The sequence below is a fragment of the Sphingobium sp. FG125 genome (assembly GCF_057809795.1).
In genome coordinates this window covers 20,140-31,561 of record NZ_JBMDKQ010000031.1, presented here as the reverse complement: position 1 = coordinate 31,561, position 11,422 = coordinate 20,140, and the positions used below count along the sequence as shown (strand labels likewise).

Genomic DNA, 11,422 nt, shown 5'->3' with positions numbered 1-11,422 from the left:
ATGCGCATTGTTCTCGACAAGCTCGAACCGAACGGCGATTGCATATGGGAGCAGCCGCTAATGGCCATGTCCGGTCCTCCCTCCGGCCGTCGTGGCCGTGGCCGCGCACCCATGGCCGACATCAACGTCACGCCCCTGGTCGACGTCATGCTGGTGCTGCTGATCATTTTCATGGTCACAGCGCCGCTGCTGGTGACCGGTGTGCCGGTCAACCTGCCTGAAACCCGCGCCAAGGGGCTGGACCAGGACGCCAAGCCCACCGTCGTGTCGATCGACCGTGACGGCGCGACCTATGTAGATGAAGATGCCGTGGCCGACGCCGACCTGCCCGGTCGCCTCGCCGAGATCGTCGCCGCCAATGCGGGTAAGGCGGACGCGCCGCAAATCTTCCTGCGCGCCGACAAGGGGCTGGATTATGGCCGGGTGATGCGGGTGATGGCCGAACTCAACCGCGCGGGCCTGAACAAGGTGTCGCTGGTCTCCTCGCCTGACGACACGGCGGAATAGACCGACGATGGAGCGCACGGAGAAAATCGGCCTTGGCGTCGCAACCGCGGGGCATGTCCTGCTGTTCGGGCTGCTGTCGGCTGGCTTTTTGGCTACCCCCAACCCGTTGAAGCTGAAAACCCCGCCGATGGAAGTGTCCATGGTGGATGAGGTTGCGCTGCAATCGACCGCGCCCAAATTGTCGACCGAACCGCCCCCGCCCAGCGTCGCCCCCGAACAGGGACCGACGCAAGATGCGGCCCCAGCGCCGGAACCGGAACCCGCACCTGAACCCGTGCCGGTTCCGCCCAAGCCGCAACCCAAGCCTGTGCCGCCCAAGCCGGTCGCCAAGCCCGCGCCCGCCAAGCCAAAGCCTGCGCCGCCCAAGAAGGAGGTGGCCAAGGTCGCGCCAAAGCCCAAGCCCGCGCCGGAAAAACCCGCGCCCCAAAAAAAATCCGCGCCCAAGCCGACCCCGGCCAAGCCCAAGGCCACCGCCACGCCATCGAAGCCCGCCGCCAAGGCATCGACTAAGCCTGCGACCAAAGCGCCCGCCCGCGCGTCGGGTCAGGGCAAGGCGGACAAGCCCAAAGGATCGCTGCTCGGCAATGATTTCCTCAAAGGCATCGACACCAGTGCCGAAGCCCCGCGCAAACCGCCCGCCCCGGCGCCCGCCGCCGCCATGGGTCCGGCGCAGAAATCGGCGCTCGACGCCGAACTGCGCCGCCAGTTGAAGCCCCATTGGCGTCCGCCTTCGGGCGCGGATGCGGACCGGCTCGTCACCCTGCTCGAAGTGCGGCTCGACAAGAGCGGCGCGCTGATCGGCACGCCGGAGGTGATCGACCAGCTTGGCGTCACCGCCAGCAACCGGCCACAGGCCAAACTTCATGCCGAACGGGCGATTCAGGCGGTCAAGCTTGCTTCCCCCTTCCGCAACATGCCGCCCGAATTTTACGACCAATGGAAATGGCTCCGGCCACTCCGCTTTGACGCGAGGCTGAACCGATGAAACCCACCCTTTTGCGCCGTTTGAGCGTGGCGACCGCCGCGCTGCTTGCCTTCGCAGCGATGCCAGCCATGGCCCAATTGTCGGTCGATGTGACCGGCGAGATTGACAGCAATGTCAAGGTCGCCGTCCCCTCCATGCCCGCGCAGCAGGAGGTCGCCACCCCCGCCGGGTCCGCCACGGAACTCGGCCGCAAGATCGCCGAAGTCATCGCCTCGGACCTTAAAGGCTCCGGCCTGTTCGATCCGTCCGGTCCCGCTGGACTGCCGCAAATCCCCTTTGCCGAAGTCACTTTTCCGCAATTCGACAAATGGGGTGCCTATCAGGCGCTGGTGCAGGGTTTCGTCCGCACCACCGGCGGAGAGGCCGACATCACCGTGGGCTGCTACCTCTATGACGTAGCGCTGAAACAGGAACTCACCCGTCAGGGCTATGTCGTCGCCCCGCGTGACTGGCGACGGGCCGCGCATAAGTGCGCCGACGCCATCTATGCCCGCTTGTCGGGCGAAAGCCCCTTCTTCGACAGCCGCATCGCCTATATCGCCGAAAGCGGACCGAAGGGTGCGCGCGTCAAGCGCCTCGCCATCATGGACAGCGACGGCGCGAACCACCGTTTCATCACCAACGGCCAGTCGATGGCGCTCACCCCGCGCTTTTCGCCCGACTATAAATCCATCCTCTATGTCAGCTATCTGGGCAGCCGGGTGCGCCTCTATATCTATGACATCGGCGCGGGCCAGCAGCGGCTGGTGACCGAAAGCAATAACCCGACCTTCGCCCCGCGCTGGTCGCCGGACGGGCGCAACATCCTGTTTTCGATGGCGATTGCTGGCAATACCGACATTTATCGCGTTCCCGCCAGCGGCGGCACGCCCGTTCGCCTCACCACATCGCCGGGCATTGACGTGGGCGGCAGCTATTCGCCCGATGGCAGCCAGATCGTGTTTGAAAGCGACCGGTCGGGCGGGCAGCAACTCTATGTCATGAACGCGGACGGCTCGAACCAGCGCCGCATCAGCCATGGCGGCGGCCGCTATGCGACGCCCGAATGGTCGCCTCGTGGCGACCTGATCGCCTTCACCAAACTGTCGGGCGATTTCAAGATCGCGGTGATGACGCCGGGTGGCGACAATGAGCGCATATTGACTAATGGCTGGCAGGATGAACAGCCGACCTGGTCGCCCAATGGCCGCGTGCTGCAATTCTTCCGCACATCGCCGGGCAAGCAGGGGTCGAGCCAAGTGTGGCAGGTCGACCTGACCGGCGTGAACGAGCGTCGCATCCCCACCCCCTTGAGCGGGTCCGACCCCGCCTGGGGACCGCTGCTGCCCTGAAAATCGCGCATATTGACGGTTGGCATGGAACCCAATCGTCTTGACAGCGTAACGAACATCACGGACCCTGATACCGTCCTTGCGGGCGGTGCCCGGATCAATCAAAGGAGACCCCCGATGAAAATGTCCCGAACGCTGGTCATGGCTACCGCCATCATCGCTCTGGCCGCCTGCTCGAAAAAGCCGCCCGCCGAATTGCCGCCCGCGCCCGGTGCCGCCGTCGCCGAACCGTCCGGCCCGACCGGACCCAGCGGCCCGATCAAGGGCAGCCAGGAGGATTTCGTCGCGTCCGTCTCCTCCGACCGTATTTTCTTCGGCCTCGATCAATATGATATCGATGCGGAGGATCAGGCGACGCTGCAAAGCCAGGCCGCCTGGCTGCAACAAAATCCGGCCGTGCGCGTCACGATAGAGGGTCATGCCGACGAACGCGGCACCCGCGACTATAATATCGCGCTGGGCGAACGCCGCGCCAATGCCGCGAAAAACTATCTCGCCTCGCTCGGCATAGACTCAGGCCGCATCACCACGGTCAGCTATGGCAAGGAACGCCCGGCAGCGCTGGGTTCGGATGAAGCCTCCTGGGCCCAGAATCGCCGCGCGGTGACGGTGACGATCCAATATTGATCACCTGCCAGATATGATCGAAAGGCCCGCCCGTCCCCGACCGGCTGGCCTTTTCATTGTGGCAACAAAAGCATCCTCCCCTGCAAGGGGAGGTGGCTGGCCGAAGGCCAGACGGTGGGGTGTCGCCTTCTCGATAGGGCGACACCCCTCCACCACTTCGTGGTCCCCCTCCCCTTGCAGGAGAGGATTTGCACCGCGCCAGTCAATCACCCCGGCCATCCTCTTTTGGGCGTGCGTTCCATCTGGTGGGCATAATCTTGCTGACTTCTCGGTCCAACTGGCCGATAGACTATGCCGGAACAGGAAAATGGACGGCCATGCAGGACAGCGACGACAGGGTGGACCCGGCACAGGAATCGGGCAACGAACCGGGGGTCAAAGGCACGCAGACGCTGATGCGCGCGCTCGACATCATGGACGAGGTGATTGACGGCCCGATCCGCGCCGCCGACCTTGCCCGTAAGCTGGGCATGAGCAAGACCACCGCCCACCGGCTGGTGCAGGCGCTCAAATCCCGCAACTATCTGACGGTCACGCGCGACGGCTTTGCGCTGGGGCCAAAGCTGCTGCAACTGGGCGTGCTGGCGACCGAGCAGATCGACTTTGTCCGCATAGCCCGCCCCTTCATGGAGCTGCTGTCCGAACGCACCGGCTTTTGCGTGTTCGTGGGCAAGCGGGAGGGCGATTTTTCCCGCCATCTCGACCGCGTCACCGGCACCCAGCGGCTGCGCGTCGCCACGGCCCCTGGCGACCGCCGCCCGATCGCCGAAACAGGCCTGGGCAAGGCGCTGTTGCTGGACGAGGATGAAGCGACCTGGGAACGGCTCTATCTGCTGGCCAAGGATGGCCAGGCATCGCGCGAACAGATCGACGCCTTCCTTGCCGAAATGCGCGCGCACAAGGCGCGGGGCGAAGTGCTGCACGACAGCGAACTGGGCGACGGCGTCCGCTCCATCGCCACCCCGGTCCGCGATGCCAAGGGGCAGATTTGCATCGCCATCTCCATCGCCAGCGCAGCCCATTATCTGACCGACGAACTGCGCCCTACCTTGGCCGAACAGGTCATGCGCGTCACCCAGCAGATCAGCGCCGCCGTGGGCTATAGCGGCCCGCGCTGAAGGGTTTTCAAAACCTCCCTTGCAAGGGGGTATCGTATATGAAACGGCCCTCTCCTTCATCGTCATCCTGAACTTGTTTCAGGATCCATTTCTCGTCACGAGCCACGGCTTTTGGGGCACGATGGATGCTGAGCCGAAGGCCAGCGCAGCTAAATAAATTCAGCATGACGTTGAGGAATAGCCGAACGCCATATGCGATAGCCCTGCCTTGCACGGACAAAACCCAAAAAAACAGGGCGCGATCATTGAAATGATCGCGCCCTTGAGGCTGGGGGGGAAAGAGTGAAATTTACATCCGGTAGGTCACGCCAAAGGTGAAGGTCCGGCCGATCCGCGTCTCGAACAATGTGTCCTGCCGCACGCTGTCGGTGTAGAGGCGGTTCTGTTCATCGGTCAGGTTTTGCGCCTCGACGATGATCTTCAGGCGATCGGTGACGTTGAGCGAGGCCGATGCATCCATGTAGAAAGTCTTGGCATTGCCCACCAGATCGCTGCCCGGCGAGGCAGGGATACCGCGGATGAACTTGTCGCGGAAGTTGCCGGTGGTGCGGATGCTGAACTTTTCATCCTCATAATAGAGCGTTGCCGACGCAGTTTTCTTCGACAGGCCGACCAGGTCCGCCGTCGTCGTCACCGTCGGCACGCCGCCGACGCTGGCCAGGATATAGTCGATCTTCGACGTCACCAGCGTGTAGTTTGCCAGCACACCAAAATTGCTCAGGAACCCGTCGAAGAAGGTGAAGGGGATCTGCGCGTTCAGCTCGATACCCTTGAGCGGACCGCCCGGCGTGTTGAACGGCTGCGACACGGTGAACAATTCGGTCGGCGCGGTATTGCTGTTTTCCAGCAGCGCATTGGGCAGGCCCAGCTCGTTGAACGGCACCTGGCTGTTCACATTCTGGATGAAGCTCTTGATATCCTTGTAGAAGAAGGCGGCTGAGAGCAGCGAACCGGGACGGAAATACCACTCCACCGCGACATCGAACGTGTTGGCGCGGATCGGGTTGAGGAAGGGATTGTTGACATTGCCGACGCGGGTGACCGGATTGACGCCGCTGGTTGGCGTCAGCAGGCCCAGTTCCGGCCGCGCCAGCACCTTGGCCCCCGACAGGCGGATCAGCACATTGCTGACCGGCTCGATCACGATGTTGGCCGATGGCAGCCAGTCGTCATAGACATTCTGCGCGGCGGCGAACTTGCCGACCAGATTGGTGGGCGACGTTTGCCCGGCTGGCGGGGCGACCGCGATATAGCCCGACGAAAGCATGTCGGTGCGGACATAACGCACGCCCACATCGCCGCGAATGCCAAAGCCGGTCGCCTGTTCCAGGTCGAAATTGGCCATCAGGTAACCGCTGGTCACCTCTTCACGCACCCGGCTGCGACCGCCGCCACATTCGACGCCGCAAAAGCGCACATCGTCAAAGCCGAACGTATCGGCCCATTTGTCGGCGTCGATCGACACCCAGCTGGCGGGCGCACCCTGACCCCACAGCTTGTCCACGCCGGTGATGTCGCGGGTGATGCTGGCCAGCGTCGTGCCGGCGGGCAATGCGCGAACCACCGTATCGGCCGAATAAGGACGCAGGAAGGTGGAGAGGAAGTCGCTGCGCCGATATTGCGCGCCCGCCCGGATCGAGAAAGCGTCGCTCACGGTCCATTTCAGATTGGTTTCGGCGGTCAGATTGTCGGTCTTGTTGCGCGACGGCTTGCCCTGATAGCTGAATCCGCCAAGCACCGTGCCGTCGGCCAGGCCCGGCGCATAGGTGAAGCTGCCAGGATTGGCGACATCGACGCCAAAGCCCAACTTGGGCGTGGTGCCGCCATCGCGGAAATCAATCGAGAAGCCATCGGTGTCGATCGCGTCGATGAAGGTCTGGAGCCGCTTCTTGCCGTCCCAGATCGACCGGTTGAAGCCGACCAGACCGTCAATGGTCAGACTGTCGTTCAGGTCGCGGCGGAAATTGACATTCGCCTGCTTGAAGGTCGACACGAAATTGTCGACCAGCCCTTCCGATCGCACATCGACCCCGTCGAACACGCCATGGACCAGCGATCCATTCTCGTCGAACTCAATCTCGCGCACCGACGTCATCGGCTGGCCATTATTGGAAGCCGACCGGGCGAAGGAGATGGCAGCGATATAATTGTCGCGGCGGGTCACTTCGAACCGCGAATAGAGGAAGTCGACCGAAATGTCGGTCTGGTCGTCCGGCTGGAACTGGAGCGTCAGCGATCCACCGATCCGCTCCTGCTTCTGGTCGCTGTTCAGGTAGCGCGGAATACGCGGCAGGAACGCGCCGCTGCCGGGTGTGTTAGGCAGGTCGGCCCGGCGCAAATCCTGGATCGTCTGATAGGCAGCCACATTGCTGGTGCGCGGATTGCCGGTAGAACAATCAGCGGCGGTCACGCCCTTGAGCGCATTGTCCGCCGGATTCTGCGGCGTATAGCCCAGCGGCGAACAGAAACCGCCATTGGTATTGGCCGATAACAGGTCGACAGCCGAATAGCCGACCTCGCGAATGTTGCGCTTCTGGTAAGCGACCGATCCCAATATGCCGAAGCCGCTGTCGCCAAACTGCTTGGAAATCAGCAGCGATGCGCGCGGATCGACCTTCTTGGACAGTTCATTATAGATGCCGCGCGCGGTCATCGACAGGACGAAATCATCCTTTTGGTCGAATGGCTTGGGCGCGGACAGATCGACCGTCGCGCCGAGCGATCCTTCCTCAATATCCGCCGACGGCGTCTTGCGCACTGACAAAGCAGAGAAAATCTCGGTCGGGAACACGTTGAAGTCGAAGCTGCGGCCATTATTGCCCGCGCCGTAAATGTCCGAACCGCCGGTCTGCGCCGACCCTTCCATGCCGTTGATGCGGACGCGGGTGAAACCGGCGCCCAGACCACGGACGGAAATGTTGCGCCCCTCGCCACCATCACCGCGCGCCAGCGCCACGCCGGGCACGCGCTGCATCGATTCAGCGAGGTTAGAGTCGGGGAATTTGCCGATATCTTCGGCAACGATCGAATCGATTGCGGCCGCTTCCTTGCGCTTCATGCCGAGCGCGCTGTTGAGCGAGGCGCGAAAGCCGGTGACGACGATGTCGGCAGCCTCTGGCTCAGCCGGTGCCGACTGGTCCTGCGCCAGTGCGGGCGCAGCCATCAGCATGGCGGATGCGAGCGCCAGGCCTGAGCTGCGGCGTGCAAACGCGGAACGAGTGGTGGTGGTCAACATATAATCCTCCCCTGATCGCTGGGCTTCCCCCAGATGTCCCACTATGTGAACTCACGTATCACCTTATAGGGAGTCGGTCGATAATGCCAGAAAAATCATCATGTGATTATTTGGTCCACAATGTGGATCATTTTGCCGGAGCGATCTCCGCCGCATAGACATGGCTCGCCCCTTCCATATTGGACCGGAAGATCATCCAGCGACCGTCGGGGGTGAAGGTGACATTGGGCTCCAGCCGATAGTCATGCCGGGCCAGATCGACGATCTTCTCCGCCCGCAACGTCCCCGCCTCGATCAGGTCGTCGGCATTGTCCGCCCGGATGCCCGCGACATCGGGGATGGGCTGCGGCGTGAACAGAGTCAGATATTTGCCATCCGTCGCGCGCGCCACCATCTGCGCGTCGCCGCCATCGCCGGAAAAGCGCTGACCATCGGGCGACTGGTTATAATGGACCGACCATTGATCGCGCGGCACGGGGAACCAGCGCCTCTTGCCGGTCGCCAGTTCATAGCCCGCCAGCCAGAACACTTCACCACGCGGGGTCTGGAGATCATACCAGACCCATTTCCCATCGGGCGAGAAGAATTCATGCCCCGCAATCTCCATATTCATGGCGCGCTTGTGGACCAGTCGCTGGTCGCTGCCATCGGTGTGGATCGTCCATATCCGGTCGACCTTGTGCCATGGCCCTTCATGGCAATAGAGGATGCGGGTCGGGTCGGTCGGCGAAAACTGGACATGGTTGAGCCAGTCGGTCGAGGCGACCACCACCTTGCGCGCGCCGGTGCGAATATCGATGGTGAAAATCTCCATCGGGATTTTCGCCTCCAGCCGCTGGTTCAGCCGCACCTCCTTGGCATCGGCATAGGAAAGCGGCTTGCCGTCCGCCCCGGTCGCGGCAAAGGCGGTCTCGCCGGGCCGGTTGCCATCGCCGCCGGGTTGCAACGGCGGCTCGCGCTCCGCCCATTGCCCCAGCAGCAGCGTCTCGTCAGCGTTGATCGACCCGATCGATCCGCGCGCGACCGTCGCGATCCGCCGCACCTTGCCGCTGTCGATATCCACGCCATGGACGATCACCCCCGCGCCATGGGGCTGGGTATAATAGGCCGTCCGCGTCCGCCGCCCGACCAGCAACAGCTTGATCCCCGCCTGTCGCACCAGCGGCGTTACGCGCCAGTCGGCCAGCCGGACCACGGCAATGCCATCGGGCGTAGAGATCACCATCTTGTCGCCTTGGCGGGTATAGCTGTTCTGATGGAAATAGAGTGAGGTGCTGCCCGGCGCCTGGCTGATGCGGACGATGCGATGGCCGGTGGTCTGGTCGATCCATTCGCGCGCGGGCGCGGCCTGCGCCGCCGGGGCGCTGATGACCGCCAGAGCCAAGATTGCCGCCATAGGTGCCAAGCGCATGATCCATCCCCTGTTGCTATTGTTCTATATGGTGGAACCTAGTTCTTACATATGGCCATATTGCAGCATCGGCGGAAGAGGAAAAGTGATTGACCGTCAAAATATCCCGATATATGGATCATATTTCTATTTAACGGGATAAGGCTAACTGCTCCTGCACGGGCAGTTATATTGGGGGGAGCGGATCGGGTCCGAACCGCTCCCCTTCTTCCCGTCGCTCCAGCGGGGTCGCCACCAATGCCGTCCAGCGCCGCCCTTGCCCTGATGCTGAGTGAGTCCGGCCGGGAACTGACATGGACATGACTCGCCGCGACCTGGCGCTCGGCCTGCTGGCGCTCAGCCTCCCCTTCCCCGCCCATGCCGCGCACCAGATCGACGTGCGTGATCATGGCGCGCGCGGCGACGGCATCACCCTCGATAGCGATGCGATCAACGCCGCCATTCTCGCCGCATCGCGCGCAGGCGGTGGCACCGTCATCCTGGCCCCTGGCCGCTATCTCTGCTTCTCGATCCGCCTCCAAAGCCGCGTCACCCTGCTGCTCAGCAAAGGCGCAATCATCGAAGCCGCCGATCCCGCACGCCACGCCGGGCGCTACGACCTGCCCGAAGTAGGGATCGACCAGCTCTATCAGGATTTCGGCCACAGCCATTGGCACAACAGCCTGATCTGGGGCGATGCTGTGCAGGACGTCGCGATCATCGGTCCCGGCCTGATCCACGGTATGGGCCTGACCCGCGACGGTCCCGGCGCGCGCTGGAAAAAACAGGCGGGTGAGCGGCCCTTGTCGATGCAGGCGATGACCGCCGCGCAGATCGCCAACCTCGAACCCGCCGCCGCCGCCATGGCGGGGAAGGGCAACAAGGCGATCGCCTTCAAAAAAGGCCGCAACATCCGCCTGTCCGGCTTCACGATCCACAAGGGCGGCCATTTCGCCATCCTCGCCACCGGCACGCGCGGGCTGCGCATCGACGGGCTGACGATCGACACCGACCGCGACGGCATCGACCTCGATTGCGTGCGCGACGTGGTGGTGGAACGCTGCCGGGTCAATTCCCCCAATGACGACGCCATCGTCGTCAAAAGCAGCTTTGCGCTCGGCAGCGCCATCGCGGCGGAAAATATCCTCATCCGCGACTGCGACGTTTCCGGCTATGACATGGGGTCCGTCATCGACGGCACCCGCACCACCGTCCAGACCATCGCCCCCGATCAGGATCGCGTCACCGGTCGCATCAAGCTCGGCACCGAAAGCAATGGCGGCTATCGCAACATCGTCATCAAGGATTGCCGGTTCACCCGCTGCCGGGGGCTGGCGCTGGAAACCGTCGATGGTGGCGTCATGGATCATATCGTCGCCCGCCGCCTCACCATGCGCGACGTCACCACCGCGCCGCTCTTCCTGCGGCTGGGCGACCGGCGACGCGGGCCGGAGGGTACCGGCGTCGGTGCGATCCGCGACGTGGACATCAGCCAGATCGACGCGCGCGGCATCGACCATCGCTTTCCCGCCACGATTGCGGGCCTGCCCGGCCATCGCATCGCCGACGTGGCGCTGCGCGACATTCACCTCGTCTATGATGGTGGCGGCACGGCAGCGGACGCCGCCCGCCAGCCTGCCGAGCTGACCGACGCCTATCCCGAACCCAGCATGTTCGGCACCCTGCCCAGTTGGGCGCTATGGGCGCGCCATGTGGAACGGCTGACGATCGACCGCTTCACGGCCGAAACAAGCACCCCCGACCAGCGCCCGCCCTTCCGCATGGAGGATGCGCCGGGCCTCTCCATTCAAAACACGCCGCTCTGGCGCGCGCGGCATTGACGCCGATGTGGGACATTGTTACCATATATCGGTCAACTGTTCCATAATATGGTTCTTTAGGAGAGTCGGGTGGCGATCCACGCCTTCAAGATGCAGCTCAAGCCGGGCGTGGTCGCGGAATATCGCCGCCGCCATGATGAAATCTGGCCGGAACTGACCGCCCTGCTCAGCGCATCGGGCATTTCGGCCTATTCCATCTTCCTGGATGAGGCGACGCTCAGCCTGTTCGCCGTCCTGACCCTGTCCAACGATAATCAGCGCGACACGCTGCCCGACCATCCGGTCATGCAGCGCTGGTGGGCCAGCATGGCGCCGCTGATGGAGGTCGAACCCGACAACCGGCCCAAGGAATGGCCGCTCGTCCCGCTGTTCCATCTCGATTGATGGC

At 63.3% G+C, this 11,422-nt stretch carries 9 protein-coding genes; 7 read left to right on the top strand and 2 right to left on the bottom strand.

Annotated elements, in window-relative coordinates; translation table 11 throughout:
- Positions 1 to 60 precede the first annotated feature (60 nt).
- The 5 genes from tolR (at position 61) to ACODSR_RS19705 (ending at position 4,568) form a co-directional block, all read left to right on the top strand.
- A complete protein-coding gene (gene tolR / locus ACODSR_RS19725; RefSeq protein ID WP_489078287.1) occupies positions 61 to 507 on the top strand; it encodes a protein TolR in 447 nt (148 codons plus the stop codon).
- A 7-nt stretch (positions 508 to 514) separates the two neighbouring features.
- Positions 515 to 1,492, top strand: coding sequence for a cell envelope biogenesis protein TolA (locus ACODSR_RS19720; protein WP_489078284.1), 978 nt, complete (start codon positions 515 to 517; stop codon positions 1,490 to 1,492).
- Complete coding sequence (tolB, locus tag ACODSR_RS19715) at positions 1,489 to 2,823, top strand: Tol-Pal system beta propeller repeat protein TolB (RefSeq protein ID WP_489078283.1); 1,335 nt, start codon at positions 1,489 to 1,491, stop codon at positions 2,821 to 2,823. Before ACODSR_RS19720 ends, tolB begins: the two co-directional genes overlap by 4 nt.
- A 117-nt stretch (positions 2,824 to 2,940) precedes the next feature.
- Complete coding sequence (gene pal / locus ACODSR_RS19710) at positions 2,941 to 3,450, top strand: peptidoglycan-associated lipoprotein Pal (RefSeq protein ID WP_489078282.1); 510 nt, start codon at positions 2,941 to 2,943, stop codon at positions 3,448 to 3,450.
- A gap of 317 nt (positions 3,451 to 3,767) precedes the next feature.
- The gene (locus ACODSR_RS19705) at positions 3,768 to 4,568 is read left to right on the top strand and encodes an IclR family transcriptional regulator (protein ID WP_489078280.1); all 801 of its coding nucleotides are present in this window, start codon (positions 3,768 to 3,770) and stop codon (positions 4,566 to 4,568) included.
- A gap of 289 nt (positions 4,569 to 4,857) precedes the next feature.
- On the opposite strand, the gene ACODSR_RS19700 is transcribed toward ACODSR_RS19705, so the two are convergent.
- Positions 4,858 to 7,803 (bottom strand): TonB-dependent receptor, encoded by a 2,946-nt coding sequence (locus ACODSR_RS19700; protein ID WP_489078279.1) that lies wholly within the window; start codon positions 7,801 to 7,803, stop codon positions 4,858 to 4,860.
- Positions 7,804 to 7,930: 127 nt separating this feature from the next.
- The gene (locus ACODSR_RS19695; protein ID WP_489078278.1) at positions 7,931 to 9,214 is read right to left on the bottom strand and encodes an oligogalacturonate lyase family protein; all 1,284 of its coding nucleotides are present in this window, start codon (positions 9,212 to 9,214) and stop codon (positions 7,931 to 7,933) included.
- A gap of 293 nt (positions 9,215 to 9,507) precedes the next feature.
- On the opposite strand from ACODSR_RS19695, the gene ACODSR_RS19690 reads away from it, so the two are divergent.
- Positions 9,508 to 11,034: a rhamnogalacturonidase gene (locus tag ACODSR_RS19690; RefSeq protein ID WP_489078277.1), complete on the top strand. Its 1,527-nt coding sequence runs from the start codon at positions 9,508 to 9,510 to the stop codon at positions 11,032 to 11,034.
- Between the two features lie 69 nt (positions 11,035 to 11,103).
- On the top strand, positions 11,104 to 11,418 hold the full coding sequence (locus ACODSR_RS19685) for an L-rhamnose mutarotase (RefSeq protein WP_489078276.1): 315 nt from the start codon (positions 11,104 to 11,106) through the stop codon (positions 11,416 to 11,418).
- Positions 11,419 to 11,422: the final 4 nt, after the last annotated feature.

What these genes read in the sequence shown, in the direction of transcription:
- tolR (WP_489078287.1), top strand. Translation starts at nt 61, where the DNA reads ATGGCCATGTCCGGTCCTCCCTCCGGCCGTCGTGGCCGTGGCCGCGCA.
- ACODSR_RS19720 (WP_489078284.1), top strand. Translation starts at nt 515, where the DNA reads ATGGAGCGCACGGAGAAAATCGGCCTTGGCGTCGCAACCGCGGGGCAT.
- tolB (WP_489078283.1), top strand. Translation starts at nt 1,489, where the DNA reads ATGAAACCCACCCTTTTGCGCCGTTTGAGCGTGGCGACCGCCGCGCTG.
- pal (WP_489078282.1), top strand. Translation starts at nt 2,941, where the DNA reads ATGAAAATGTCCCGAACGCTGGTCATGGCTACCGCCATCATCGCTCTG.
- ACODSR_RS19705 (WP_489078280.1), top strand. Translation starts at nt 3,768, where the DNA reads ATGCAGGACAGCGACGACAGGGTGGACCCGGCACAGGAATCGGGCAAC.
- ACODSR_RS19700 (WP_489078279.1), bottom strand. Translation starts at nt 7,803, where the DNA reads ATGTTGACCACCACCACTCGTTCCGCGTTTGCACGCCGCAGCTCAGGC.
- ACODSR_RS19695 (WP_489078278.1), bottom strand. Translation starts at nt 9,214, where the DNA reads ATGCGCTTGGCACCTATGGCGGCAATCTTGGCTCTGGCGGTCATCAGC.
- ACODSR_RS19690 (WP_489078277.1), top strand. Translation starts at nt 9,508, where the DNA reads ATGGACATGACTCGCCGCGACCTGGCGCTCGGCCTGCTGGCGCTCAGC.